The following is a 25,532-nucleotide window of genomic DNA, read 5'->3' on the forward strand; positions in this document are numbered from 1 at the left end:
TCGGCAGCGTTGAGTGGCCAGGAGAGCAAGCCGAGTTCGGCGAGTTGTTGGTCAATCCAGCTACGAAGGACAATCCTAGGTGTGAGTAGGTCAAATCAGGTGAAGGGGCGACGGCATCGACGGTCGTAAGGTTGTATCTACAAAGACACCCGTCCCTTGTTGGTTCCGGGGCTGAAATTTGGACAAGCAAAAACTTACGATCGCGCACCTATTTGTTTGGGTCACTTGCTGTACGGTAGCATTCGCCGTGTCTGGGTTGCTCTTTGCGCCGGACGACGCGGAAGGATGGACCCCTGTGACCGTTGGCGTAGAGATCAGCATCGGTCTGGCTGTGGGCACCTCGCTGGCAGGTCTCGTGTTTTTCGTATCGAGGCTGTTGCAAAAGCTACCACCCATCCCTTATCCGGGCGTCTGGTTATGGTACCTGGCGGCCACGCTCTGTTTGTTGAATAACAGCCTAGATGCCGTCGAGTTGCTGGAGGGTTCATACACATACTTGAGTCCAACGTCGTTTGAAATGATTGACGAGGACGGACAGATAGAAACGGTGTGGATCCAAGGTCAGATGGGGGATGGAGCTATCTCGGTGATTCGGATTGTGTCTCATTGGGTAATCGTGCCATTGTATTGGCTACCGTTGTTACTCGGACTTCGAGCACAAAAACACCCTCTGCCAACTCGCTGGATGATTGCTTATGGGATCTTCGCAGTACTCATGATGCTTGGAGCGATGACCGAATTTCACAGCATACGTTACGACTATCCGGGTATCGCGCCGGCCTTGATCTGGTTGGCGGCTTGCATTCTGTTTGGGGTGGTCTACATCGTTGATTTGCTGGTAGGGATGGAGGTTCGCTGGCCCCATTTCATCGCGATCCTAATCGTGCTGCCAGCGGCAATCGCCCGAACATACTGGGCAATCATTTCCTTAATGCCGTAGACCCAAGTTTTCACAAGCGAATCACTCGATCATGGCTGAATGGGACCGCCAAATTTGGCGACGGTATCGTTGAAGAAATAGCCTCTGGAAAGAAAGCGGATGGCTTATGTCGATCGCTTAGCTTTCTTGGGACCGTAAAGAGGACTTCATTAGGCCCGCAATCTCGATGATCGTCATCTCAGAGATTTCTACGTCGTCGAGTTGAAAACGCCGCTGAAGGTCCATCATTAGTGATTCGATCTCCATACAATCGCCGATATTCCATATCTGCCAGCGAGGATAGCAAGCTTGGTACACATCCACGATGCGGTCATTCGGGGCAAATCGATAGCGATCATCTGGGTCGAACGAGAATGCTTCGCATAACATCTGCAGGCAAGTGTCTGCCTCGGATATCGTTTCATCGTGGCAGGCCTGTTTCCAAGTCTCTTCTAATGACGGTCGCTCTCGAAACGGTCGTGGCAGTGAACGGTAAGGAATTCGACCCTTTTGCCACCAGGTCCAAGCTGTTATGGCCGCCAACAAGAACACGAGAAGAATTAGAAGCAAGTAGCCATTCATTGAATCACCGACACAAATCCAAGGATGTGATCGATAATCGAAGCACGTTCGCAAACGATCACCACTTATAGTACTCCCTTGCGGTCGCAACCATCCCGGCGATCACGATATCGAGTGTTGCCAGAGGTAAGTGGCACCGTTCTAATTCCCTCGGTTTCTCATCCGTCATTTCATGCTTCTTCTGCCGGAAACTGCATGAAACATAATGGTAGGACTACGATTTCCTTGAGTGAATGGTCAGTTCCACTCGTTGACAGAAAACGCAAAGAAACACCGATACATTGTGGCGTCCACATCATAGACGGGCACCGCTGGTGGATTGTTTCCACAAGGTCGAACTCTTGATCATGGTTGAATTTGGCCACCATGAACGGTCCAAACCGAAAAACGGCTGGGTTGGGCAAAAGGTGTTGCTGAACGTCATCTTTTGAGATTCGATTAGAATTGTGTTAGAAAGTGTTCAAATTCTCGGCGATGAGAGTTCAGCAGAGTCGATTGACGCGAAGGATAAGGAGGTTGTCAGCACGTCTATAAGGTTCAGCACTTTGCTTCCCGTCGCAAATCGATTTCCGATTATCAGGAAATTAGGACTACGATGCTTTGAAGTACTTCTTGAAACGCGGCGAAAAAGTACAAGGCCCTTTCAGCCACAAGCAATTGCTCGGCTTTGTGAGAGCAAAGAAAGTGGTGGGCTCCGATCTTGTAAGTAATTCTGCGGATGGTCCTTTTCAAGAGTTGAAATCAGTTTGGGACAGGATCAAAAGAGTCGCAATCCAAACCAACCAAGCCGAAGCACCGCCTTCCCAAGATGAGAAAACGGATCAACCTTCCGTTCCGTGTGAGCCGTCGACAGTAGATGAATCTGCGAACTTGGCTTCGCTGCACGGTAAGTCAGCAGGGCTAAGTAGTACTCTCAAGTGGATTTTGCTCGGTGTTATTTGTGTTGTAATCCTCCTCATTCTCGTAGTCGAATTCAAATTCTTTGGTGGTCTCCTTCTACTGCTTTTGGGACTGGGCGGTATGGCCGCTATACCTGACTCTTGGCGAAGGCAGCATTCGTTTACGATGTGGCGTCAAGTCGAGGGGGAGATAGTAGACTCAGGTTGGATACGTAGGACAGTTCGGTCTAGCGAGGAGGGGACTCAGAATATTTATGGCGTAGTCATCATTTACAGCTACGAAATTGATGGTCGTACTTACGAGTCTTCCCAATTGCGGGGAGAGGATCATCTTGATTTTAAAACGAAGTTTTTCGCAAATCGGTTTGTAGCGAAGTATCCCGTCGGCCGTAAGGTCGTCGTTTACGTTAACCCTGAAGAACATTCTGATTCGGTACTCTACCCGAACGTACAATATGTACGCACCATAGCCCTACCGCTGTTGATGTCGTGCATGTTTATTCTGATGGGAGGCGCGTTGATGGTGTCGCGTATTCAGAGTTTGATCAATCTCTTCACCAGTCAGGGCGAATGGAGTTCGGCTGGGTAACTATTAAGTCATCCCCTGATCAAATCTCTATGTCAGTTTGAGTTAATTAGCCGCTAGACCCGTCGCGGGTCCTTTTGGCCGCCCCCACTGCGACCCACCATGTCCGACTTGGCAAGATGCGTTTTTCTTTCGCTTTTCTGAAGCCAGCCAGCCATCCCTTGCATGGATCGAACGACCGCCAAGAACTCTCGCTGGAAGTGACCGGTAGGATGGTGATTTGGTCAGGGCTGCCAAGTATGATCTAGGCAACGCTGCATTGCTTGGGGCGCCACCGACTTGATTATGGTGGCTCCGGCTACCTGGCCAACTTCTCTTTTGACTTCATTGGGAGGCATCTTTGTGACAACTCCGGTCGTGTCGATCATTCTCTTTCTGTTGGCTTCCTTGATAGGGGCAGTGGGACAGTTTCTTTATAAATCGGGTGCCGAAACCGCAGGCGGTTCGATCAGCAGTTATCTGCTCAATCCGCGGATCCTTGGGGGCGTTGTCTGTTATATCGCGGTGATGGTGTTGTTCGTGGCTGCATTCAAAAAGGGAGGGGCGTTGTCCGTACTGTATCCGGTTTACGCGACTACGTTCATATGGGCCGCTTTGATCGGGCTCATGGCTTACGAAACTCCGATTCGACCGATCAACGTGGCTGGCATGCTGCTATTGATTGGTGGAATGTATCTTATGGGACGCTAAGTGTGACCGATACCGCATCCACATCACCGAACTCGCCGCAAGAACCTGCCGGCCGACGCCCGCTGAAAAGTCGACAGTGGCCCTTCTTTCAATGGCTGGCGGCGAAGCTCGCAAATTCAGGCGTTACCCCGAATGCCATTTCTGTCAGCAGTGTTGTCGCAGCCGTACTCGCGGGGATCTGCCTGGCGGCGACCTCGCATGTGGAAACCGAACTGCTAAGACGCAGCTTATGGTTTGCTGGCGCGGTCTTCATCCAACTGCGGCTGATTGCCAACCTGCTTGATGGCATGGTAGCGGTCGAAGGGGGCAAGGCCTCGGCAGTCGGCGAACTTTACAACGAAGTTCCGGACCGCCTTTCCGACCCGGCCATCTTAATCGGCGCCGGCCTGGCCTTTGGCGGAAACCCAATCGCTGGGATGGCAGCGGCGCTGATTGCCGTGTTTGTGGCTTATGTGCGAGCCATTGGCGCAAGTGTGGGTGTCGGACAGGTCTTTCTCGGTCCGTTTGCCAAGCAGCAGCGAATGGCATTGATGACACTGACATGTGTCGCGTGTGCGTTGCTTCCCACTTCGTGGCAACCCATCCATACCGAGACACAAATGGGGATCATGGCAGCAGCCCTCATCCTTCTGTGCGTCGGTGGCTTGGTCACCGCCGTACGACGCCTGATCGTCATTGCAAATAAGATGCGCGAGCGTGCTGCGCAAGGGGATTCGGCCCAATGATCGAGTCACTGATGGAATGGTTTCGCGGCTGGACGCAGTTCGATCATCTGACGACCGAAGTGATCATCACGCTGAGTAGTATTGCCCTGGCGTTGGTGATTGCCAGCGTACTGGTAAGAGTCAAGCAACGACTGCAGCCCGAGCGCGACCATACCGAATTGCGGCTACGCGTCCGCACGTGGTGGGTGATCGCCTGGATGTTCGGGCTTGCCGTGGTGTTGTCGCCAATGTTGTCGGCCATCTTCCTGGCCTTCGTGAGCTTTTTGGCGCTCAAGGAATATCTCTCGTTGATTCCGACACGCCGGGCAGATCGGCGGGTTCTCTTCTGGGCTTATCTCGCGATTCCGATTCAGTACTACCTGGCCTACATTGGCTGGTATGGAATGTTTCTCGTTTTCATCCCGGTCTATATGTTCCTGTTCCTGCCGGCTCGCGTCGTTTCTATCGGTGAAACTAAAGGCTTCTTGCGGGCCATTTCCACGTTGAACTGGGGACTGATGACCATGGTCTTCAGTCTTTCGCATATGGTGGCCCTGATGTCGCTGAAGATCCCCGAGACCGCCTTGGTGGCTCCCGAGTGGCCTGACGTCGACAATCAGTTTGCCCCTGGCGTTGGCCTGTTGGTCTTGTTGGTGCTGCTCACGCAGTTCAATGACGTCGCGCAATATATCTGGGGCAAATCGTTCGGCAAAATGCGGGCGGCCCCGACGGTCAGCCCCGGGAAGACGGTCGCGGGACTGCTGGGAGGTATCGGCTCGACGGTCGTGCTGGCCATGCTGCTGGGGCCTTGGCTGACGATCCTGGACTGGAAGACGGCCGCGCTGGGTGGCGTCTTGATTGCGGTGAGCGGCTTTGCGGGAGATCTTTCCATTTCGGCGCTAAAGCGAGACTTGGGCGTCAAAGATTCTGGCTCGATGCTACCAGGCCATGGTGGTATCCTTGATCGAGTCGATAGCCTTACCTACACGACCCCCATCTTCTTTCACTTTGTGTACTACTGCTACGGCTAGATTGCGTCCCGCTTGATCCCACCACGGGAAACAGGGTCACCCTCGGAGAGCTTCGGTTTTGAACAACGTATTGCGATATCTGTTCTTCCTGCTGGTCGTGCGACCGATTGTTCTGATCGTGCTTGGACTGAACATTCGTCGCGGCGAACTGCTTCCCAAAAAAGGACCGGCGATTGTCGTTGCCAATCACAATAGCCACCTCGACGCGATCGTGTTGATGACCTTGTTCGGCATGAGCCGTCTGCATGACGTGCACCCGGTCGCCGCTGCGGACTACTTTCTGAAGAACCCCCGCCGGGCCTGGTTTTCGACGAAAATCATCGGCATCTTGCCGCTGGAACGGAAGGTCGCCGGCATGCGTACCGACCCATTGGCCGGCATCTGCGAAGGATTGGAAAGAAACGAGATTCTGATCCTGTTTCCCGAAGGCTCACGCGGCGAGCCTGAGCAGATGGCGAAGCTCCAAAATGGAATCGCCCATGTCGCCAAGCGAAGACCTGACGTCCCGGTCGTACCGGTGTTTTTGCATGGCTTGGGAAAAGCCCTGCCGCGTGGCGAAGGAATTCTCGTACCGTTCTTTGTCGACATCTTTGTCGGCGAGAAGGTCGAATGGACCGGCAACCGAGACGAATTCATCGCGACGCTAGAAACACGCTTCGAGGAATTGTCCCAAGAATGCTATCGACCGGAATGGGACTAGCCGATCAGGCCAGCGGTGCTTTGCTGCTTGGCTTAAGAAATCGCCTACTCAGTATCCATCACCACTTCCACTGCGGGCAACTGGTACTCACGCCTCAAGATAGATGAACCCGGTCGATAGACCCGCATCAGAAAATTCCATCCCTCCGTGATGTCCACACGATTCGGCTTGTCGCCACACGTTTCGGGCGAGCCATAGTGAACGGTAAATGTACCGTCGTCGTTCAGCTTGACATTGCGGTCATTCACGATGTTTTTGTCGCTCTTCATGAAGCCGTCATCTCCATAGACGGTGATCGACCAAAAGGCATCGTTATCAGGGACCTTGTAAGTCGCTTGGTAGCATTTCGACGGATCGGCCGGCCCGGTGTAATTGATGTAGACTGCGTCTCTTTCCGGGAACAAAAAGAGCGCACCGGCGACGGCGAGGTGTCGCGTCGCTTCATTGACTTTGCCACGCGGTCCCATCCAGTCTGGCTCGTACTGATCGAACTTCTGAAACTCCTTCTCGTACTCCGAACGCAAACGAAGCATCGAATCTTTGTCCCATTTAGGTTCTGGAAATGGGTCCGCACTGGACGTCTCGATCTTGATGCTTTTTTGCAACTTGTTAACAAGCGCCACGTCTTCGGGGTCCGAGGGGTCCATCAACTGAATGCGTTGGATCACCGCGACGTACTTGGTATCGCCAGGAATCTTGTGCGTGCCTGGTTCATAGAAAACGGCCGGCGCATAATGGTCGTTGTCGACGATGAGTACGGAAAAGTAGCGGTCATCGGGGAACTCCGGAATTGTGACGGTAGCGCCACCCTCGGTATCGACGACCGCTCCCGCATACAAGGTATCCCGGTTCATCCGCACCACGGTTTGCTCGTTGAGTGGCGTGGGTTTAGTGATGTAGAAGAACTCGTTGATCTTGCCACCTGCGTTCTTCTGAAAATCCGCGAAGGCAAAATCGACCTCGGATCGGATGTAGTTCTCGGGCGTAACGTCTTGTGCCGTGCATATGGCATCGCACATTGCTAAAAGGATGAAGACTAGCGCGGTTCGACTAACCATTTCTTCTTCTCCGCAGTTGTTTCACATTAATAGACTTCCAGTCAGAATCGACGGCCCCTTTAGAAATGTCCCCCGATCGCTGCCAAGGAGCGTTCGCCAAACCCTTTAGCGAGGTCGACTACCCGTCGGTCGCGATTTGCCGCAGCACAGGCACTCTCGCCCTATTTTTACCAGTGGCCAGAACCAAATGTCTACAAAATTTCGGCCAACCTTCTGGTCAGCAAGACAAATGTCGTATCTCGTTTGACAAAGGTCGTTTTGAAACATGGCGCGTTTTGAGTTTGCTGAATTTGAAGCGTTTGCGGAAGTCGTGCAAGGTACATCCATGCGTCAAAGACTGCTGGGCTCTTATCCAATTCACTGCCTGTTCGGTCATGTCGGTCGTGAAGTGGTAGTCCTTTGTCTTGGGTGGTGTCACCCGCGTTACGCCGTCGTAGACAAGTGGATACCACTGATCCGTTTCGCCGCCGATAAAGCCGTAGAACTTGTCGAAGCCCTGATGGGTGGGCCAACGGTCGAATGGGCCGGACAAACTGGTTTCCCACGCCGCGGTCTCATGCCACTTGCCGAACGCACCTGTGCTGTACCCGTTGAGTCGCAGCATCTCGGCCAGTGGGGCCACACTATTGGGAAGAGTACCGGTTTTCTGCACTTTTTGTCCAGCGAACGGGCACCGTCCGCAGGCGTCGCTGTAAGTTTCCTTGGATTGGTTGCTTGCGAAAATCGTGAGCACGCTAATCGGCGGTCATCGCATCTGGTTGCTTAACGCCGATCAGTAAAATCACGGCTACCAGCGCTAATGCGGCTCCCCAGCCAAACGCGGGCAACGGCCCGAACTCTTCGTACAGAACACCGAAGATCAGGCTCGATGGCAAAGCGGAGATGCCGATCGCGAAGTTGTACCAACCGAACGCCAGGCCCTTCCGCTCGGTGCCGACCAGGTTGGCGACCAGCGTCTTCTCGGCAGGCTCGGTTAACGAATAGAAGACGGCGTACAACAGGAAGAACGCCCAGGCGTGCCAGGCAGTCGTCGCCAGAGCAAAGGCCAGGTAGACACCAGAATAGATGAACCAACCGAGAAACAAAGGCAAGCGAGGACCCACGCGATCGACAAGTCCACCCACCAGCAGATTACCAATGCTCTTGGCGATATGAAAAGTGAACCAGAGCAACGGCAACAGGAACATCGGCACGCCTAGCTCGCTTGCCCGCACAAGCAGGAATGCATCGCTGGAATTGCCCAGCGTGAAGACGACCAAGGCGAGCAGGTACAACCGAAAGTTGTTGTCGAACGGCTTGAGCGTCCACTGAAACGGCTCTTTGGTCGGCTCGGTTCGAACGACTTCTCGTAAACCAAAGATCAGCAGGCCCACCACGACCAACCCCGGCACGACCGTCAGTAGAAAGAGCAGCCTCAACTGGCCAGGACAGAACCAAAGAAAGGCGGTAGCGATCACTGGACCAATGGCGGCGCCCAGATGATCCATAGCACGATGGAAGCCGAACGCACGGCCGCGATAATGGGCGGACGTCGAGTCCGCAATCAAAGCGTCTCGTGGCGACGTGCGGATGCCTTTGCCGATGCGGTCGGCCGTACGAGCAAAGAACAACTGCCACGGAACGGTGATGACACCAATCAGGGGACGTGAAATGGCGGCCAGCGCGTAGCCAAAGATCACAAAGCCTTTGCGCTTGGAAACTCGATCGGACCAGGCACCTGACCATAGCTTGAGCAAGCTCGCGACGGAGTCGGCCACGCCTTCGATGATCCCCAGGTGAAGCCGGTTTCCACCCAAGACCGTGATGAGAAACTGCGGCAAGAGTGGGAAGATCATCTCGCTGGCGATGTCGTTCAAACAGCTTGCCCAGCCCAGCAACTTGACGTTCCGGGGCAGGCGTGGATGGTTCGGTGAAGTCGGGAGTTCTTCGTTGTCCATTTCAATCCATCGCTACGACATCAACGACTTCGCCGGGCAGTACAAGCGGATTGCCATTGGGTACTCCTGGTTGTCGAGTTGAAAGCGTATTCTCGCATCGTAAGGCCAACATTTGATAGCGAAAAATAGAAACCTGCTGGCAATGCCCCTGCCAGATCAGGGCGACTTTCCAGCTTGATTGCACTGGATGGTCGAGCAAATCTACCACGCCGTCTTCTTGCCCGGTAGAATCACGATTGGTGAAGATCGAGATGACCGCTTCACCATGAAACCAACCTTCAAATGGAATGGTCGAAGTAGACGCCTGGGGACAAAGAGGAAAGCTATGACCAAAGCATCACCACCGCAGCAACTCGATCAGATGATTTCCGGCTATTGGATTTCGCAAGCGATTTACGCTGCGGCCAAGTTCAATATTGCCGACCATCTCATCGATGGCCCGAAGTCGATCGGGCAGTTGGCCGAAGCCACTTCGACCAATGCGGATGCCCTGTACCGACTGCTACGGGCACTGGCAAGCGTAGGGATCTTTGCGGAAGGTGAGCCACGTCACTTCGCGTTGACACCACTGGCCGAGCCGCTGCAAAGTGATGTGCCTGGGTCGAAGCGGGCGCTGGCGTTGATGGCCGGGGATGAACAGTTCCGCACATGGGCCGAGATCGAGTACAGCATTCAAACCGGCAAGACGGCCTTCGACAAAGCTTTTGGTAAACCGATCTTCGAGTACCTGAGCGAGAACCCCGACAAGGCCCGTATCTTCGATGCCGCGATGGTTGGTATCCACGGCCGGGAATCGGATATCGTTCTCAGTGCCTACGATTTCTCAGGGGTCGGTGTCCTGGCCGACATCGGGGGTGGCAACGGATCGCAGATCAGCCAGGTTCTTAACCGGAACAGCGATCTGAAAGGCATCCTGTTCGACTTGCCGCACGTGATCGAGCGCGCGAAGAACTCGATTGAATCGGCCGGGTTGTTGGATCGCTGCGAGTTGGTCGGCGGAAGCTTCTTTGAGTCCGTTCCTGAAGGGGCCGACATCTACCTGATGCGGCACATCATCCACGACTGGGATGACGAAAAGTCGCTCACCATACTGCGGAATTGTCGTCAGGCCATGTCGGCCAATACGAAGCTGTTGATCGTGGAAAGTGTGATTCCGCCGGGCAACGACCCGTTCGGCGGCAAGTTCCTCGATTTGGTCATGCTGCTGATTCCCGGTGGCAAGGAACGGACCGCAGAAGAATATCGGGCACTACTCGATCAGGCGGGCTTTGAGTTGACACAGGTGATTCCGACCACAAGTGAGGTCAGCATCATCGAGGCCGTGAAGCGGTAACGGGCTATGCTGCATCCTGCCTGGACGTTAATCATCATCGGCGTCGCGATTGCAGGAGTCGGCTTGGTCTGGCTCCTCTTTCCCTCGATCCCCTGGCTCGGCAAGCTGCCGGGAGATATCCGCATCGAAGGGGAGCACACCCGAATCTATATCCCCATCACGACCTGCATCGTGCTGAGCTTGCTGCTGACCGGAATCTTGTGGCTGGTGCGGTACTTTTCAAAGTGAAACCCGCAAGTAAGAACTCGTTTCTGGTAGAAGCGTCGAAACTAGCTACCTTCCGGGGGCGTTAGATCGACGTGGGGACTGGGCGGCAGATTCCACGAGTCGACCGGGTCTGGCTCGCCTGGGTCGAATGACGGAAAGTCCGATCTTAGATGACTGGCCAGTTCCGGTACGCTTTGCTGAATGCCATGCACGACGCACTGGGCCAACTGGTAGCTGCCGTACGCGTTGTGGTGCGTTCCGTCTTGAAATGCTTTGTTGAGGTCTCCTCCCAGGCCCTTGTATAGCTGCACGCTCATCTGATTGAGATCAATCAGCGCGACCTTCTTTTCCGCGGCCACCTCGCGAACGGTTTGCGGGTACAAGCCCAAGGTCGCCTTCTTTTGCCCGCCCTTGCGTTCCATGGACGTCACCAGCACCGGCGTCGCTCCCCGCTCGCGAACCTTGTCGACAAGCTTTGCCAGGTTGGTCTTATACTTGGGGAGTGCGTCGTCCCCTTGGATCTTTTGGTCGTTGTGTCCAAACTGCACGAACACGTAGTCGTTGGGCCGCAGCGAGGACAACACTTTCTCGACGCGAAGTTCACCGAGCGAGCTCCGTAGCGATTCGCCCGACTCGGCATAGTTTGCAACGGCGACATCCGCATCGAAGAACCGCGTGACCATTTGCCCCCAGCTATTCCAGGGTTCGTTGGCCTGGTCGGTCACGGTAGAGTCACCCAATAGGAATAAGGTCGTCGCTTTGCTGGTGGGAAGAATCTCCAGTCCGCATACCGAAGGTCGCGAACGGTTGAACTCGATGGTCAGCTTGTCGTCCCAATGAAACTTGTCGGCTTCGCCTCGCTTCAGACGCACCCAGTCTCCATTGGGGAGTTGGGCGGATCGCAGGTTGACGGTGAATTCATGGACCGCAAATTCGCCGGGACTTGTTGCCACATGCTCCAGCATGAGCCGCCGCGCTTCGACCTTAACCGTATTGGAGGAAGCGGACTGCGAGTCGCCGAAGATCACCCGCACCCGATAGTTGCCCTCAGGCAGCCGCACCGAGAAGTAGAACGGCGTTTTGCTGGTCAGCCGATCTCGCTGGACCGCATCCTTGCCCTCGCGAGTTTCCGCCGTAGGCTTGGTGCCTAAGTCGATTCCGTAACCGATTTCGGCATCGTATATGAGATCGGGTTGAACCTGGATCCAGCCTGGTTTGACCGGGCCTGAGCCGAAATCAAATCGCATCGCTTCCGGCGATGTAGAAGTCGTCGACCGGCCGAGCTGATGTTCGATCTTGGCAAGCTGTGCGCTGACCTCACGTAGGGCCATGAAAGAGCAACCCACCATCGCGAACGCAACCAAGGCGATACGAATGGGCTGAACTCGCGGCAAGGCATGGGCAAGCTTAGGCAACAACATGAGGAGAACTCCGCAGCGAATCAAAGAAGGTGATCGCGATCGCTTGAATGAAGTTAGTTGGCGTCCGACGCGGAAACGGGTACGGCAACAACCCCATACATCGAAATCTCTGCCCCGGTGGTAATGGCCGAATCAGGCTTTTCATTCCAGAGACCGCCGAGTGTGACATCTCCCTTGAGCGGTTTGCGACTCTTCCAGACGGAAAAGACCGCATCGATCGAGACACCACTGCCGATCGTTGTCCGCTTGTGGGTATTAAAGCCAGGTACTTCGCCGCCTTCGTCCTGTCCCGCTTCTTCGTCGGTATCGACGAAGCCATCGGTTAGCCATTTCGGAGCTTCACCTCGTTTGTCAAACAAAACGTAGAGGTCTGCTTCCCGAGAAAGCGTGATCGTGACTTCGATGTCTTGTTCCACTTTGTCGTTGTTGAACGGCATGATGTAATCGCCGCCCAGCAGTTCCCGCGGCAAGCCATCGGCGGTGACACCGTTCCACTGGTGGTCGCGATCGACATAGGCTGGTTGCTCTTCGCCAAAGCCGTTGGGCACGATTCGGTAATAGCCGAACTCATCGCTGGAATGGATATTGTCGTGAACCGACGATAAGGTCGATTCCTGGGAATCCGCGGATCGGTTCGACGCTTCGAAGGTATCGATTTTGACCAGCTGCATCCGCGACATGGTTCCGTCGGTCGCGATGTTGGCAGCCCGGCCGACCTCCAGGCGTTTCTCCTGACGCTGCGAAGCGAGGTCGACGCGTCCCTCGAAGACGGCCACGTCGGTCCCTGTTTCCGGATTCACGGCCAATCCGAAACGCGTTCCCGTGTCGACGATATCGGCATGATCGGTGACGACGCGGAAGCCCTTGGCATCTTCCGGCACGCTGACCGTCATTCGCCCTTGCCATACGCGGCATTGGTTAGCGCTCTCGATGACAAAGGATGCCGGAGCAGCTACGGAGAAGCTGACGTTATTCAGCAGTCGCACTTCTCGGGAACCCTTTTCCACTGAAATGGGTTGCCCCATCATCAAAGCGACAGGTTTCGACTCCTTGATGCCGATCTCGCTGAGCATTTCGCCCACGACTTCCGACTGGGCGACATTGACGACGTTTTTCGGCGTATCCCATTGCGAGTAGTTCACGATGACGGCAATCAGAACGGACGCGGCGATCGCGACGAACCATCCGGCGATCATGTGCCCACGGGTTTGCGGCCGCTCGATCGTGGGAGGTTCAGGTTTAACTTCCGGAACGTCTTTCGAGTACGTCAGCAACTGGCTGACCATCGTGCACTGGGCAATGTAATAGTCGCACACCTCAGGCGATTCGACGATGAGCCTGCTCAGTTGGTCACGTTGTTCTTCCGTGGCAACACCACTGACACAAGCGTCGACCAGGTCGCGAGCCTGTTTGTCGGCAATCATGTCGCCGAATAATTCTGGTGGTTTGTTCTTGTTCACGGTATCTGTGACTCCTCCGCTGCCATCTTGCGGTCAATACATTCGTGCAATACTTCACGAATGCGTTTCAGCCGCGAATAGAGCGAGTTTGAAGTTAGTTCGAGGGCATCGGCAATGTCTTTAATTCGTTCGACTCCGGCATAGCACCGCTCGACGAGCGAACGCTGATGTTGCGGTAGCTTCATCAGACAGTCCCGCAGGGCCACCATCCGATCGCCGACGTCTTCGGCGACTTCCAGTGTCCTGGCTTCCACGGCCTTGATCGCATCGGCATCGATGATCTCGCGTCGGCGTTTGATGTCGGACATGTGCTTGAGTACTTCGAGCCGGGCCACACCCAATGCCCAGCCGAGGAATTCCTTTTCAGGATCGTACTCGTCCCACTTCCGCCAAAGCACGACGCTCACGCGCTAAAAAATTCCTCGGCCTCGGTCCACCCAGGGGCGAGGGACACCACGAACGCAAAGATCCGCTGCTGATTGGTAGCGAACTTTTCGACGAAGTCATTTCGGGCAATGTCCACGTCTGGACTGTCCATTTGGCTACGGCTTTCGAGTGCTGCGAAGAGGCTGGCAAATCCACCTCTCGCGATTCTATCTCTATAGGGGTATCCCCACCGGAAAGAAAAATTGGGCGGTGATTTCGGACAAATAATTGATTTTCCCGGTTTTTTCCGCTGCCTGATTAGAGCACTGCAACTGCTCGGACGGTGGTAACGGCAACTGGGGCGACCCAGGGTATGAGCAGACCGTGATTGATGCTTACCGCTGCCCTTCCGATGTGCTGCCTGGTCAGCGTCCTCACTCGGACGAGCAAGTGAAGTGTGGTACCAGCAACTACGCCGCCAACTACGGTACCAACGGCGACGGTTTCACCGATCGTTTCCGCACCGGACAACTCGTCGACATGGCTTCGATCACCGACGGTACCTCCAACACGATCGCCCTTGGCGAGTGTGGCGGTAGCAAGGCCGGTGCTGCACCCAACGGCGACAACGAAGCCTATCCGATCTGGGCCGGTTACGCTCGACGCGGTGGTACCTCGTACTACACCCAGTGGTCGAACAAGCGTCAGGCCAATGCCAGTGCTCCGATCAATCTCAACAATGGTGGTGGTGTCGATGGCAGTGGAGCGACCTCGTGGAGCCTGAACTCCGGCTTCGGTAGCCTGCACCCAGGCGGATGTCAGTTCATCTTCGCGGATGCCTCGGTTCACTTCCTGGCAGAAACGATCGACCTGACTGCCTACGACGACCTGGGCACGCGTAACGATGGCAACGTCGTTCCTGGATTCTAAACCCCTTATTCAAGCAAGCCCCTATACGGTGTGGATTGTTCTACGGCAGGCCACGGGCAGCGTGTCTGCCGTAGAACGCCATACTTATCAGCGAGGAAAACGATGCACACGAAAGTTTTGGGACTGTTGGCTGTTGCGATCCTGTTGAGTGCCGTCGGCTGTTCTGCACAGTCAACCGTCACGGGCGTGGTCACTAGCAATGGCAAGAACGTTGACAACGGCCAGCTGGTGTTTCGTCCCATCGATGGTGCCGGCAAGGTAAAGCCTGCCGCAGGCACGATCCAGGAAGACGGCACGTTCCGGATGCGAACCGCAGGCGACGAACCTCTTTCGCCGGGAACCTACCAGGTTTTATACACCGCTCCGGATACGCTTGAAGATGAACGTGGCCGAGCCGTTAAGGTTAGCCCATGGAAAGGCTTCAAAGCTCCCTCCGAGCCCATCAACGTCGAAGCGGGCGAAAACGTCATCACGATCGAGCTGACGAAGTAGAAATCGAGGAACCCTGGTAACAAGTACGCCAGGTACGTCCCAGACTTTGCTTTCCGCATCCAGCCGGGCTGTCTCCCGGCAGCGGAACGAAGCGGCTGCGATTCCTTTCCGAATGCCAGCCCGTCACACTCATCTCACAAAATTGGAACCTCCCATGCGTACGAATCTTCTCGGAATGGCTGCTGCTACGATTCTCTTTTTGGCAAGTGGTTGCACGGAACCCGCTGCGGTTACCGGAACGGTTACGGCCGAAGGAGAGAAGGTGACCGAAGGCTCGCTCGTGTTCCAACCGGAATCCGGTAGCGGCACCAAGCCGGCCTCGGGCGAGATCCACCCGGATGGGACGTACGAAGTACGCACCGCCGGAAATGATCTCCTTTCGGCAGGAAATTACACCGTGCTATTCACTCCCCCAGAAACTCTGGAGGATGAAAGTGGTCAACCGGTCGTGGTTAGCCAGTGGAACCAATGGCAGGCCGAAGACAAGGTGGTAGTCGTCACCGGCGGCAAGAACGACATCGCCATCAAGCTCGAAAAGAAGCCAGAGCCACCAGCCGAGCCGGCCCCGGCCGAAGTAGCTCAAGAGGAACCAGCCGCTGAACCAGCCGCTGAACCAGCCGCTGAGCCAGCCGCTGAGCCTGCTGCTGAAGACGCGAAGTCGACCGAATAGTAGTGGCCAGCAGCTAAGCCGACACGATCGAAAGGGTAGTGATCAGATCGATCACTACCCTACGGTCATTCCGCCATCGACGGTGATTGCCTGGCCGACAACATAGCTGGCTGCCGAACTGCTGAGCCATAACACGGCCGAAGCAATTTCTTCTGGAGTTCCTGCCCGACCGATCGGAACACGCTTGGCAAAGTCGTCGTAAGCTTTCTCGTCTCCGCTCACCACGTCTCGAGCGATTTGTGTATCGATCAAACCTGGATTGACCGCATTCACGCGAATCCCCTTGCTGATGTATTCCAGAGCGGCTGTTCTCGTCAGTCCGACAACGCCATGCTTGGATGCAATGTAGGAAGCGATGCCCGGGTTGCCGGTGATGGCCCCGACCGAAGCATTGTTGACGATGGCCCCGCTGCCTTGCTTCTCCATCTGTCGCAGCTCGTACTTCATGCCGCTCCAGACGCCTCGCAGGTTGATCCCGATGACGCGTTCCCATTCGTCGGTTTGGCTTTCTGCAATAGGAGCAATCTTTGCCATGACACCTGCGTTGTTGAACGCAACGTCTAATCGGCCAAACTGGGCGACGACGCGATCGACCATCGCTTCGATCTGGCTTTCGTCGCTCACGTCACAGCCAACGGCCATGGCTTGTCTGCCTTCGCGGAGCAGTTTCTCTGCTTCCGCCTGGACGACATCCTCGCGGTAGTCGGCTAAGACAACTTTTGCTCCCGCTTCGGCAAAGGCTCGAGCGGTTGCCAGTCCCATACCCGATGCGGCACCGGTTACCAGGGCGACTTGGTTCTCGAAAGATATGTTCATGAATTTTCCTATCACTTGATGTGACCGTCGTGCTGCAATGGATGTGGGATGCTTACAGATCACCCATGTCGTAGCCGGGCTTTTTGTAGAGCTGCTCTGGCTTGGCGAGAATGTCTGGCTTATAGACCTTGTCGCCCCACTGGCTGGCTTCTACTTCTTCAAACGCGACGGAGATCGACGCTTCGCTGTTGTGTAGCACGTCGATCACATCTTTCGTAATACGCTCGGCGAGTTGCTGCTTCTGCTCGTCGCTTTTGCCTGGCCAGAGTTTGACGATGATATGGGGCATGGTTCGTTCTCCGGTTACCTCGTTATTGCTGGTGAAGGAGTGACTAGTGGTAACAACATGCACAGGTCTTAAATAGGCTGTGCGGTCGGCCGGAACAGGATCTCGTTCACGTCGACATCTTCAGGCTCATTGATTGCAAATGCGACCATGCGGGCAAAGGTGGCCGCAGGCACAGCAATCTGGCTGACGAAGTCCTTGGTTTCGGCCTGGATCTTTTCGTCACTGATGTGCTCCAACAGTTCTGTGGCAACGGCCCCAGGGGAGATGACCGTCGTGCGAATGTTGTACGGCTTGACCTCTTGGCGTAGGCCTTCGGATAGAGCTCTGACAGCAAACTTGGTGGCACAGTAGACCGTCGCGGCCGGACCCAGTTTGTGACCATAGACGGACGAAACGTTGATGAAGTGCCGCGGCAATTCCGTTAAGAACTCCCTTCAGGTTCACATCAATCATCTGGTTCCACTCGTCTGTCTTGAGCTCTTCCAGCGGGGCCAGGGGCATGAGGCCTGCGTTGTTCAGCATGACATCAATTCGACCGAACGCTTCCACTGCCTTGTCGACGAGCTGCTGGACCTGCTTGAGGTCGGTAACGTCGGTGGGGACCGCCAGGGCATTTTCACCAAGCTCTTCGGCCAACGCTTGAATGCGATCGGAGCGACGGGCAGCCAGGACGACTTTGGCTCCTTCCGAGGCAAGCAGTCGAGCGGTTGCTTCGCCCAGGCCACTGCTGGCCCCGGTGATGACGACAACTTTGTCTTGAATGTTTTGACTTAACATGACTCGTTTCCTTGTTGATGATTTGGGTGTTGAGTTCACCGCGTATCTGTTCGAGTACTACTTGCCGTATTGCTCGTCGGTGACGTGTTCCATCCATTCGACGAACTTGCCGTCGAGACCTTCTTGGATCGCGATGTGCGTCATGGCCTTATTCGGTGCAGCCCCGTGCCAGTGCTTCTCGCCTGGTGGGAACCAGACGACGTCGCCTGGGCGGATCTCTTGCATTGGCTCGCCCCAGACTTGGACGCGGCCGACTCCCGAAGTCACGATCAGTGTCTGGCCGAGTGGGTGGGTATGCCATGCCGTCCGAGCACCCGGCTCGAAGGTCACGTTGGCGCCACCGGCACGTGCAGGCTCAGGCGATCCGAACAAGGGATCGATGCGGGTCTGACCGGTGAACCAATCCGAAGGGCCTGGTTGGGATGGTTGCGATCCGTTTCGTTTGATTTCCACGGCTTGCTCCTTCATCGTTTTAGGTTGATCTTCTGCCCAGGTTCGACCGATCGTCGAGAATGCGAGCGCGGTCGCCCCGGCCACGAGGACAAACTTTCGGCGACCGAGATACGCCTGGGAGAACGGCAAGGGCGTTTCCGTGTTGCTCTCGTGGTGCGTTACCATTTGTATTTGTCCTGTGCGATGGGGCGTGTTGCTTTCAGTACTTCCATCGTAGGCAATTCGCGGGAATGACCGATAAGCCGATTCTCCAGGGTTATTGCCTAATTCTCTTTGGCTTGCTGGTCAGGCCTCGATTGGGCTGCCGGGTGACTGAAAGTCGCCTGAAATAGGCTTTTAGGTAAAAACTCGCTAGGATTCATTGTCTAGGTGCTGATGTCTTCCTTGGTATTACCAGGTTCATGTTATGGGCATGGCATAGCGATCGGATAACACAATCCTGTAGGTCGATTGCCTGATTCTCCTTGGTGTTGGGCGTTTTCGTGGCCATCGGCATGCGTTGGCGGTATAGTGAGTCAATGACCCTTACCGGAGAAGGTGATATGAATAGCCCTGAAATGAAAACGCTCGTTTCCGCCATCGCACGCCATGCCAAGGCCGACGCGTTGATTCCGACGGAGATTCCTGAACTGAAGCTTTCGAGTTTCGCGAGTCCCACCCAGAACACGTCTCTCGTTTACGAACCTTGCTTGTGCATCGTGGCTCAAGGGGCCAAAGAAGTCGTATTGGCTGGCGATTCGTATCGCATGGATCCTGGCCAGTTCTTGTTGGTATCGGTCGACTTGCCGGTGGATGCCCGCGTCTTGGAGGCGACCGCGAACAATCCCTATGTCGGTTTGCAGATCTCGTTCGATCCCAAGGTCGTTGGTGAACTGCTGGCCGATGGCACGGCCGTTTCATCGACCGGCCCGCCAGAGCGAGGACTCGCCGTATCCAACGTCGAGCCGAAGCTCTTGGATGCCGTGACGCGACTGGTCCACCTTTTGGATGAACCTCAGGACATTGGGCCGTTGGCCCCGTACGTCTTACGCGAGATCACGCATCGCGTCCTGACCAGTTCGCAGGGACTAAGGCTTCGCCAAATGGCATTGGCCGGTGCCCCTGCGTATCGGATCGCTCAGGCGATCCGATGGCTCAAGGCCCACTTTGCGGACCCGTTGAAAATCGAATCGCTGGCCGAGCAAGTCGGGCTGAGCACTTCCTCGTTTCACTTGCACTTCAAAAATGTAACAGCGATGACGCCACTGCAGTATCAAAAACGGATGCGACTCCAGGAAGCTCGTAACCTGATGCTCGGCGAGAAAATCGACGCCGCCCAAGCAGCCTTCCGCGTCGGGTATGAAAGCCCTTCCCAGTTCAGCCGAGAGTACCGTCGCATGTTCGGGGCACCTCCGCGCCAGGATATCGACGCGGTCTTGGCAGCAACTTCTTAAAAAGGCTGTTGTTGCCAGACAAAAAAATCTCAGGATTTATTGCGGGTTCCAGGCTGAAATATCGCATTGATAAGGGTAGAACCTTGTCATTGCGTCTGGAGACCTCTCATGATTCGACTTCTCTGCTTGCTGCTTGTGCTCACTTGGGGATCACTTCTTTTTGCCGGGGATTCCCAGGACTGGAAGCAATATAACTACGACAACGCTGGTTGGCGGTTTAATCACGGCGAGCAGACGTTGAACTCCTCAAACGCGGGAGAACTCGTCGAGAAGTGGCGATTTCCAGGCAAAGGTTCTTCGGAGCGAATTGGCATCGTGCATGCCATGCCGGTGATCGTGAACGGCTTTGTCTACTTCGGCACAACACGTACCAATCCGGCGTTCTATAAGCTGACACCCAGCGGGAAGCTGGCCTGGAAGTATCAGATCAAATCGGTGATAACGGCCGAGGAAGGCGACCCCTACATCAAACACAATGCCGAGAACGTCACCGACGGAGTGATGAATTCGGCACTTGTTCAAGACGGTAAAGTCTTCTTTGGAACCTTCGGCGGGCAGGTCATCTGCCTGGACCGCTACACGGGAGAAGAGCTGTGGCGTGTGAAAACGAAGAAGCCCCCCTTCCCCAGTGCACACCAAGCCAACACGGTAATGTCATCCCCCATCATGGCCGACGGCAAACTGATCGTGGCCGGCGGCGGTTTCGAGCACTCTCTGGGCGCGATTCCCGAGTACAAGTGTTGTAGCGGGCGAGGGTTTGTCGCGGCGTTCGATCCAGACACCGGCGACTCGCTGTGGGTTTACAATGTCGGTCCCCAGCCAGAGGACTTTCCGATACCGATTGCCATGGAGTCGCGCGACGGCAAGGAGCGTTACTTCGTGGCGGGGCCTTCGACGAGTTCCGTGTGGTGTACCCCCAGTTATGATCCTGCATCGAAGACACTCTTCTTCGGCACCGACACCCACAACGCTCCGCGGCGTGCGACGCCGGATGATTCGCGACCTTACAACAAGTACTCGTCCGCCATCATTGCGATCAACTGCGATGATGGAAAAGAGAAGTGGGTACGTCAGCTCGTCGCCAACGATGTTTGGAACAATGCGCTCGCCGCTTACAACGAGAAGACCGGCGAATACAAAGATCTCTCGATCGGCGATACTCCCAAGATCTATACGATTCAGGACCAGGGGAAACGCAAGGAGGTCCTAGGCGTTGGCTGCAAAAATGGGAGCTTCTACGTTATCGATCGAGACTCGGGCGAAATCATTCATAAGACGCCAACCTACCAAGGGCCACCGAAACCAGAACTCACCGCTTCGAAGGAAGAGCGTATTCTGGCATTGCCCAGCGCGATTGGTGGACTGCAAACGGGATGTGCTTATGACGGCAAACGTGTGTACGTCAACGGCATCGACTGGCCAGGGCTGGGCGTCTCTCTCTCTCGTCAGGAATCAACCTTCGCTCCTTCTGGCGGCCGCGTAACGGCGATATCTCCGACATCGTTGGTCGAAAACTGGCGACACGAGCGTAAAAAGGTTGACTTCGAGAATCACGACGGCAAACACTATTTATCTGGCGACCCGGTCCCGTCCGGAATCGCCGTTGCCAATGACGTGATGTTCTTCACCACCAATGTAAGCGGCAAGCTTTCCGCACTGAATACCGCGAATGGAAAGCTCTTGAAGGAGTTTCGCTTGGGGCCAGTTTGGTGCGGCCCCGCTATTTCACGCGGTCGCGTTTACGTGGGTAGTGGGAATAATCTGTTCCGCCCCTGGAACGCGGAGAAAGCAAAGCGGTCGCTGGGCGGATTCGCTTTTCCACTGACCGACCATGGTACTGTCTACAGCTTCGGCCTCCCCGGCGTCGATGAGGTTTCTCGGCTACCGGAAGTGGATACATTCACCAGCGAAGACGCGCAATAGCGTAAGAACATTCAACTCATTGCTGGGTTGAGTGAAATCGACACCCACTAGAGTTCTAACACCCTGTCATTGATCGCTGTTCGAGGAGATGGAGTAATGCAAAATCACGCGTTGGCTTTAGCGGTTACGTTGCTCGGACTACTTTACGCTAGTCCCAATCTACTGGCACAAGATGCGGCGACTCCATCTGCCGAGGAACGTCAGGCAGTTGCGAAACTCATCAAGAGGGGAGCCTCCATTCAGATCGACGAAGACTACGCCGTCAGTTCGATCAGCTTCAGCCGAGTCCAACGGACATCCGATGCCGACCTGGAATTGCTCACGGCATTTCCCCGGCTCAAGTCGGTGTTGGTCCGAGGGTCGGGCGTTACCAACGCCGGGCTCAAGCACTTGGAAAAAGTGAAGACCCTGACTTCGTTGTCCCTTTATGACACATCGGCTACGGCGGAAGGAGTCGAATTGCTGCGAAAGATCCTCCCCGAATGCAACGTTAGAGACTACGCAGATTTTCGCAGCGGTGGGACCAGGGGCAGTACGCCTCTCTCACTCGCAGGCGTTTCCAATGGTGAGGGAACGATTTATGGGCAACTGCAGCGATCAATCGGGCAACGCGATCTGCAGCTGACCGACGAGCAAAAGGAGAAGATCGAAGCCGTGCTGAGCCAACCGGGACTGCGACTTAATCTTCGCGAGTACATGATCAAGCATCGCGATGCCAAGACCGAAGACGAACGTACCGCCATTCGAGAAGAATGGGAGAAGCTCGTGAAAGCTCAGCCTGAGGTTGGCAAAGCGGCCGATGCTTCGCTCCGCAAGATACTTACGCCCCAGCAGCTTGCCCGCGTGCAGCAGCTCATCCTTCAAACCCGCGGAATTGACGCCATCCTCGATGCATCGATTGTTGAGAAACTGAAACTCTCGACGGACCAGGTTCGCCAAATTGCCGTCTTGTTGAGCAGCCCGCGGCAACGCTCATTTCGTTCCGGCTTTGGTGCCACGGCCGTGGCAACCGCCGAAGTCGAAGCGAAGGTCCTGGCCCTTTTGACGCCGGAACAGCAAGCGGAATGGAAACGGCTGCTGGGGCCCAAATCACACCCACGCTCGCCGCTACCAGGCAAGACGCCTGAGGAAACGGCCATCTATTGGTTTAATAACTTCGATGCGAATCGAGACGGCAACCTCGACTCCGACGAGTGGCAACGCAGTCAGAACATTCGAGCTGATTTCACCAAGGACGGCGTCGACATTAACAAGCCGATGCCGCGCGATGTGTTCGTCAAACACTACCTCCGCATTCGCCACGACGTTGTCGCGTCCCCCAGCAAGCAATAGGCATAAGCTGCCTTAGCCCATCGAAATCAAACCGTTGCCTCCTTCGCGTTAGCGCACCTTGTTAGTCTTTGGCAGGGTGCGTTTTTCTTTGAGGTTTCACCCAGGTCTTCATCAAAAAGAGCATGCGCGACCGATGCCGCTTTGTGGTATTCTTCAGGTTCGGATGTTGGCAGGCGGCCAGCGATTCTGGACTAACTCATCGAAGGTAACCCATTAGGACGCGAGCGTATGACCACCAGTAGCGATCCTGTTTTGGTCGTCGGAGGACGTACCACTGGCTTGATGATGGCTGCCGAGCTGGCGCGGCATGGGGTGCCGGTTCGGATCATCGACAAGTCGCCGGGGATCGATCCTCATTCGCGTGCGACCTATCTGCATGCCCGCACGCTGGAGGTGTTTCAGATGCTGGGTGTCGCGGACGAGATCGTTGCCAAGGGGCAACCCATGAAGGCGATCAGTATGTATGCCAACGGTCGCCACGTGACGACGACGCCTGACTTGCCGGTCGACTCGCCGTTTCCTTGGGGGGCCGCGTTCGCCCAGAGCAAGACCGAAACGATTTTGCAGCGTCATCTGAATGGCCTGGGTATCGAAGTCGAGCGGAGTACCGAACTGCTCGATCTTCAGCAGCACGATGGCCACGTACAAGCTACCATTCGAAAAGCGGACGGCACGGAGGAAGTGGTCACGGCTCCTTGGCTGATCGGTTGTGACGGAGCTCATAGCACGACGCGGCGGCATATCGACGAGGAGTTTCCCGGCGAAATCGATCCCTTTCCTTATCTCGCGGCCGACGTGATGATCGACGGACCGATCAAGCCGGAGATCGCCTATCTTTGCCTGCATGACCAAGGCGACCTGTTCATCTTTCTGCTCGACGAAGGCCGGCGGCAGATCATCAGCACGCTGCCCAAGAACAGCGAGCGAACCCATCCGCCGACGCTCGAAGAGGTTCAGCAGTTGGTCGACGAGCGTGGCTTCACCAAGCTTCGGATCTCGGATCCGCGTTGGCTGACGACCTATCGGACGCACTATCGTCTCGCCCCGAAGTATCGGGTTGGCCGCGTATTTCTCGCAGGCGATTCGGCTCACATCCATAGTGTGATCGGCGGCCAAGGCATGAATACGGGGATTCAGGATGCGTTCAACCTGGCCTGGAAGCTGGCCCTGGTGCTGCGGGGCGTGGTGCCTGAGTGGTGGATGGATACGTACGAAAGCGAGCGTCGGCGGGTCGCGGCCGACGTCATCCATTGGACGAAGAAGGCAACCGACGAGCTCACTCACTTTGCCGAGTTGAGCCCCGCCGAGCAACAACGTCTGTGCGATCACATGGTGGTGCCGGAGAGTGATCGGCTTCCGCTCCGCAATCATCAGGAAGAGCTCGATCTCGACTACCGGTCGAGTCGGTTGAGCCTGGAACTCGAGCCGCTGGAAGTTGGACCGACGCCTGGGGCCAGGGCTCCCGACGTCGTGCCGGTCACGGCTTCCGGGGTCGTGACTAGCTTATTTCTCACGCTGCGTGCTCCGTATCATCATCTGTTGCTCTTCAATCCACCTGAAGCGGAGACGATCGATGCCGACTTGCTGGCAGCCGCCACGAAGGAACTGGAGGCCCATGGCAAGTGGCTCAAAGTACTGATCGTTGGTCCGGAAGGTGGCGGCGAACTGCCGGACGGGGCGACGCTCATCACCGATCCGGAAGGCAAGCTGCGGCAAAGTTACGGTGGCAACGACGCACGGCTCTATTTGATCCGGCCCGACGGCTACATCGCCTACCGCAGCCGAAGCGTGGATGGTCTTGATGTTTATCTCGCGCGTGTACTCAATGGATAAGTAAGGGCAGTTTTCCAACTCAGGCGGTCTCCGTCCTTTTTCTGATTCTTCTGATAGGACCTCATCAAATGTTTCAACGGTTGAAATGGGCTGTCGCGTGCAGCCTGGCGATTGGGTTGTCGATCGTCGCCCAAGACGCAGCTATCGAAGCGGCCGAGCTGGCCAGCGGCAGTTATGAACTTCGATTGGTCACACCCCAGATGGCCAAGGGAAAGCAAGACATCGCCCTGCCTGCCGAGGTGGAAGTGACGAAGCAAGAGGTCGTGATCAAGACACAAGGAATGACCGGCAACAAGATAACGCTACGGGGCATGATGAACGCAGGCTCCATCAAGGTGGGCGTCACCGAGGTCGAGAAGTCTTCGATCTTGTCCTTTCACTACATCGGCAAGGTACAAACGCCCGAGCAGGCGCAGGGAAAATTCCACTGCTTCATCGATGGCAAAGCAGTCTTCGCGGGCGAATGGGTTCTGACGAAAAAGGAATAGGGGACGTCGCCAGCGCATAACCGCGCACCCGCGATCCTGTCCCCTCGCCCCTATGGGGAGAGGGTTAGGGTGAGGGGGCGGTTCGCTTGTTGGCAGCGCGTGCGCAAGTGGTGTTCCAAGTTAGATCGGAACTTCGGTCTGGCGATGTGAGGGGAAAGGTCGCGCAATAAACCCTCACCCTAGGCCTCTTCCTGCGAGGGAGA

25 protein-coding genes and 1 pseudogene are annotated in these 25,532 nt (G+C 55.7%); 16 read left to right on the forward strand and 10 right to left on the reverse strand.

Features of this window, described 5'->3' with window-relative positions; translation table 11 throughout:
* Positions 1 to 295 precede the first annotated feature (295 nt).
* From PSR63_RS15470 to PSR63_RS15495, 6 genes are all read left to right on the forward strand, one after another.
* The gene (locus tag PSR63_RS15470) at positions 296 to 940 is read left to right on the forward strand and encodes a hypothetical protein (RefSeq protein WP_274326577.1); all 645 of its coding nucleotides are present in this window, start codon (positions 296 to 298) and stop codon (positions 938 to 940) included.
* 1,161 nt (positions 941 to 2,101) lie between these two features.
* Positions 2,102 to 2,989, forward strand: a complete 888-nt coding sequence (locus tag PSR63_RS15475) for a DUF3592 domain-containing protein (RefSeq protein ID WP_274326578.1) — start codon at positions 2,102 to 2,104, stop codon at positions 2,987 to 2,989.
* A 339-nt stretch (positions 2,990 to 3,328) separates the two neighbouring features.
* The gene (locus PSR63_RS15480; protein ID WP_274326579.1) at positions 3,329 to 3,676 is read left to right on the forward strand and encodes a hypothetical protein; all 348 of its coding nucleotides are present in this window, start codon (positions 3,329 to 3,331) and stop codon (positions 3,674 to 3,676) included.
* A 2-nt stretch (positions 3,677 to 3,678) separates the two neighbouring features.
* Positions 3,679 to 4,401 carry a CDP-alcohol phosphatidyltransferase family protein gene (locus PSR63_RS15485; protein ID WP_274326580.1) on the forward strand — a complete coding sequence of 241 codons (723 nt, stop codon included), beginning with the start codon at positions 3,679 to 3,681 and terminating at the stop codon, positions 4,399 to 4,401.
* Positions 4,398 to 5,411, forward strand: a complete 1,014-nt coding sequence (locus tag PSR63_RS15490) for a phosphatidate cytidylyltransferase (RefSeq protein WP_274326581.1) — start codon at positions 4,398 to 4,400, stop codon at positions 5,409 to 5,411. Before PSR63_RS15485 ends, PSR63_RS15490 begins: the two co-directional genes overlap by 4 nt.
* A gap of 58 nt (positions 5,412 to 5,469) precedes the next feature.
* The gene (locus PSR63_RS15495; protein WP_274326582.1) at positions 5,470 to 6,111 is read left to right on the forward strand and encodes a lysophospholipid acyltransferase family protein; all 642 of its coding nucleotides are present in this window, start codon (positions 5,470 to 5,472) and stop codon (positions 6,109 to 6,111) included.
* A 44-nt stretch (positions 6,112 to 6,155) separates the two neighbouring features.
* Here the strand turns inward: PSR63_RS15495 and PSR63_RS15500 are convergent, their stop codons facing one another.
* From PSR63_RS15500 to PSR63_RS15510, 3 genes are all read right to left on the reverse strand, one after another.
* Positions 6,156 to 7,169 (reverse strand): DUF1254 domain-containing protein, encoded by a 1,014-nt coding sequence (locus PSR63_RS15500; protein ID WP_274326583.1) that lies wholly within the window; start codon positions 7,167 to 7,169, stop codon positions 6,156 to 6,158.
* 217 nt (positions 7,170 to 7,386) lie between these two features.
* Complete coding sequence (locus PSR63_RS15505; RefSeq protein ID WP_274326584.1) at positions 7,387 to 7,821, reverse strand: sulfatase-like hydrolase/transferase; 435 nt, start codon at positions 7,819 to 7,821, stop codon at positions 7,387 to 7,389.
* Between the two features lie 82 nt (positions 7,822 to 7,903).
* Positions 7,904 to 9,106, reverse strand: a complete 1,203-nt coding sequence (locus tag PSR63_RS15510) for an MFS transporter (RefSeq protein ID WP_274326585.1) — start codon at positions 9,104 to 9,106, stop codon at positions 7,904 to 7,906.
* A 325-nt stretch (positions 9,107 to 9,431) separates the two neighbouring features.
* On the opposite strand from PSR63_RS15510, the gene PSR63_RS15515 reads away from it, so the two are divergent.
* Together PSR63_RS15515 and PSR63_RS15520 are read left to right on the forward strand one after the other, a co-directional pair.
* Positions 9,432 to 10,439, forward strand: a complete 1,008-nt coding sequence (locus tag PSR63_RS15515) for a methyltransferase (protein ID WP_274326586.1) — start codon at positions 9,432 to 9,434, stop codon at positions 10,437 to 10,439.
* A 6-nt stretch (positions 10,440 to 10,445) separates the two neighbouring features.
* Positions 10,446 to 10,667: a DUF2905 domain-containing protein gene (locus PSR63_RS15520; protein WP_274326587.1), complete on the forward strand. Its 222-nt coding sequence runs from the start codon at positions 10,446 to 10,448 to the stop codon at positions 10,665 to 10,667.
* A gap of 41 nt (positions 10,668 to 10,708) precedes the next feature.
* On the opposite strand, the gene PSR63_RS15525 is transcribed toward PSR63_RS15520, so the two are convergent.
* The 3 genes from PSR63_RS15525 to PSR63_RS15535 are packed head-to-tail and all read right to left on the reverse strand — an operon-like array spanning position 10,709 to position 13,934.
* A complete protein-coding gene (locus tag PSR63_RS15525) occupies positions 10,709 to 12,067 on the reverse strand; it encodes a rhamnogalacturonan acetylesterase (RefSeq protein ID WP_274326588.1) in 1,359 nt (452 codons plus the stop codon).
* Between the two features lie 53 nt (positions 12,068 to 12,120).
* The gene (locus PSR63_RS15530; RefSeq protein WP_274326589.1) at positions 12,121 to 13,527 is read right to left on the reverse strand and encodes a FecR domain-containing protein; all 1,407 of its coding nucleotides are present in this window, start codon (positions 13,525 to 13,527) and stop codon (positions 12,121 to 12,123) included.
* Positions 13,524 to 13,934, reverse strand: coding sequence for a sigma factor-like helix-turn-helix DNA-binding protein (locus PSR63_RS15535; protein WP_274326590.1), 411 nt, complete (start codon positions 13,932 to 13,934; stop codon positions 13,524 to 13,526). Before PSR63_RS15535 ends, PSR63_RS15530 begins: the two co-directional genes overlap by 4 nt.
* A gap of 343 nt (positions 13,935 to 14,277) precedes the next feature.
* Between PSR63_RS15535 and PSR63_RS15540 the strand changes: the two genes are divergently transcribed.
* From PSR63_RS15540 to PSR63_RS15550, 3 genes are all read left to right on the forward strand, one after another.
* Complete coding sequence (locus PSR63_RS15540) at positions 14,278 to 14,823, forward strand: DUF1559 family PulG-like putative transporter (protein WP_274326591.1); 546 nt, start codon at positions 14,278 to 14,280, stop codon at positions 14,821 to 14,823.
* Positions 14,824 to 14,925: 102 nt separating this feature from the next.
* Complete coding sequence (locus tag PSR63_RS15545; protein ID WP_274326592.1) at positions 14,926 to 15,315, forward strand: hypothetical protein; 390 nt, start codon at positions 14,926 to 14,928, stop codon at positions 15,313 to 15,315.
* 154 nt (positions 15,316 to 15,469) lie between these two features.
* Positions 15,470 to 15,985, forward strand: coding sequence for a hypothetical protein (locus tag PSR63_RS15550; protein ID WP_274326593.1), 516 nt, complete (start codon positions 15,470 to 15,472; stop codon positions 15,983 to 15,985).
* A gap of 54 nt (positions 15,986 to 16,039) precedes the next feature.
* Here PSR63_RS15550 and PSR63_RS15555 read toward each other — a convergent pair whose 3' ends face one another.
* The 4 genes and pseudogenes from PSR63_RS15555 to PSR63_RS15575 form a co-directional block, all read right to left on the reverse strand.
* Positions 16,040 to 16,801 carry an SDR family NAD(P)-dependent oxidoreductase gene (locus PSR63_RS15555; protein WP_274326594.1) on the reverse strand — a complete coding sequence of 254 codons (762 nt, stop codon included), beginning with the start codon at positions 16,799 to 16,801 and terminating at the stop codon, positions 16,040 to 16,042.
* Positions 16,802 to 16,853: 52 nt separating this feature from the next.
* The gene (locus tag PSR63_RS15560; RefSeq protein WP_274326595.1) at positions 16,854 to 17,090 is read right to left on the reverse strand and encodes a tautomerase family protein; all 237 of its coding nucleotides are present in this window, start codon (positions 17,088 to 17,090) and stop codon (positions 16,854 to 16,856) included.
* Positions 17,091 to 17,158: 68 nt separating this feature from the next.
* Positions 17,159 to 17,867, reverse strand: a pseudogene (locus PSR63_RS28160) (SDR family oxidoreductase).
* A gap of 57 nt (positions 17,868 to 17,924) precedes the next feature.
* Positions 17,925 to 18,485 carry a (R)-mandelonitrile lyase gene (locus tag PSR63_RS15575; RefSeq protein WP_274326598.1) on the reverse strand — a complete coding sequence of 187 codons (561 nt, stop codon included), beginning with the start codon at positions 18,483 to 18,485 and terminating at the stop codon, positions 17,925 to 17,927.
* Between the two features lie 377 nt (positions 18,486 to 18,862).
* On the opposite strand from PSR63_RS15575, the gene PSR63_RS15580 reads away from it, so the two are divergent.
* The 5 genes from PSR63_RS15580 to PSR63_RS15600 all read left to right on the forward strand — a co-directional run bounded on the left by PSR63_RS15580 (position 18,863) and on the right by PSR63_RS15600 (position 25,329).
* Positions 18,863 to 19,753 carry an AraC family transcriptional regulator gene (locus PSR63_RS15580; RefSeq protein ID WP_274326599.1) on the forward strand — a complete coding sequence of 297 codons (891 nt, stop codon included), beginning with the start codon at positions 18,863 to 18,865 and terminating at the stop codon, positions 19,751 to 19,753.
* A gap of 108 nt (positions 19,754 to 19,861) precedes the next feature.
* A complete protein-coding gene (locus PSR63_RS15585) occupies positions 19,862 to 21,676 on the forward strand; it encodes an outer membrane protein assembly factor BamB family protein (RefSeq protein ID WP_274326600.1) in 1,815 nt (604 codons plus the stop codon).
* Positions 21,677 to 21,772: 96 nt separating this feature from the next.
* Entirely contained in the window at positions 21,773 to 23,008 is a 1,236-nt protein-coding gene (locus tag PSR63_RS15590; protein ID WP_274326601.1) for an EF-hand domain-containing protein, read from the forward strand.
* Between the two features lie 228 nt (positions 23,009 to 23,236).
* Positions 23,237 to 24,841, forward strand: a complete 1,605-nt coding sequence (locus PSR63_RS15595) for an FAD-dependent monooxygenase (protein WP_274326602.1) — start codon at positions 23,237 to 23,239, stop codon at positions 24,839 to 24,841.
* 68 nt (positions 24,842 to 24,909) lie between these two features.
* Complete coding sequence (locus PSR63_RS15600; RefSeq protein WP_274326603.1) at positions 24,910 to 25,329, forward strand: hypothetical protein; 420 nt, start codon at positions 24,910 to 24,912, stop codon at positions 25,327 to 25,329.
* Positions 25,330 to 25,532: the final 203 nt, after the last annotated feature.

This window comes from Bremerella sp. P1, assembly GCF_028748185.1.
GTDB lineage: Bacteria > Planctomycetota > Planctomycetia > Pirellulales > Pirellulaceae > Bremerella.

What these genes read in the sequence shown, in the direction of transcription:
- PSR63_RS15510 (WP_274326585.1), bottom strand. Translation starts at nt 9,106, where the DNA reads ATGGACAACGAAGAACTCCCGACTTCACCGAACCATCCACGCCTGCCC.
- PSR63_RS15585 (WP_274326600.1), top strand. Translation starts at nt 19,862, where the DNA reads ATGATTCGACTTCTCTGCTTGCTGCTTGTGCTCACTTGGGGATCACTT.
- PSR63_RS15490 (WP_274326581.1), top strand. Translation starts at nt 4,398, where the DNA reads ATGATCGAGTCACTGATGGAATGGTTTCGCGGCTGGACGCAGTTCGAT.
- PSR63_RS15600 (WP_274326603.1), top strand. Translation starts at nt 24,910, where the DNA reads ATGTTTCAACGGTTGAAATGGGCTGTCGCGTGCAGCCTGGCGATTGGG.
- PSR63_RS15545 (WP_274326592.1), top strand. Translation starts at nt 14,926, where the DNA reads ATGCACACGAAAGTTTTGGGACTGTTGGCTGTTGCGATCCTGTTGAGT.
- PSR63_RS15590 (WP_274326601.1), top strand. Translation starts at nt 21,773, where the DNA reads ATGCAAAATCACGCGTTGGCTTTAGCGGTTACGTTGCTCGGACTACTT.
- PSR63_RS15595 (WP_274326602.1), top strand. Translation starts at nt 23,237, where the DNA reads ATGACCACCAGTAGCGATCCTGTTTTGGTCGTCGGAGGACGTACCACT.
- PSR63_RS15515 (WP_274326586.1), top strand. Translation starts at nt 9,432, where the DNA reads ATGACCAAAGCATCACCACCGCAGCAACTCGATCAGATGATTTCCGGC.
- PSR63_RS15520 (WP_274326587.1), top strand. Translation starts at nt 10,446, where the DNA reads ATGCTGCATCCTGCCTGGACGTTAATCATCATCGGCGTCGCGATTGCA.
- PSR63_RS15550 (WP_274326593.1), top strand. Translation starts at nt 15,470, where the DNA reads ATGCGTACGAATCTTCTCGGAATGGCTGCTGCTACGATTCTCTTTTTG.
- PSR63_RS15560 (WP_274326595.1), bottom strand. Translation starts at nt 17,090, where the DNA reads ATGCCCCATATCATCGTCAAACTCTGGCCAGGCAAAAGCGACGAGCAG.
- PSR63_RS15525 (WP_274326588.1), bottom strand. Translation starts at nt 12,067, where the DNA reads ATGTTGTTGCCTAAGCTTGCCCATGCCTTGCCGCGAGTTCAGCCCATT.
- PSR63_RS15555 (WP_274326594.1), bottom strand. Translation starts at nt 16,801, where the DNA reads ATGAACATATCTTTCGAGAACCAAGTCGCCCTGGTAACCGGTGCCGCA.
- PSR63_RS15575 (WP_274326598.1), bottom strand. Translation starts at nt 18,485, where the DNA reads ATGGTAACGCACCACGAGAGCAACACGGAAACGCCCTTGCCGTTCTCC.
- PSR63_RS15500 (WP_274326583.1), bottom strand. Translation starts at nt 7,169, where the DNA reads ATGGTTAGTCGAACCGCGCTAGTCTTCATCCTTTTAGCAATGTGCGAT.
- PSR63_RS15580 (WP_274326599.1), top strand. Translation starts at nt 18,863, where the DNA reads ATGAATAGCCCTGAAATGAAAACGCTCGTTTCCGCCATCGCACGCCAT.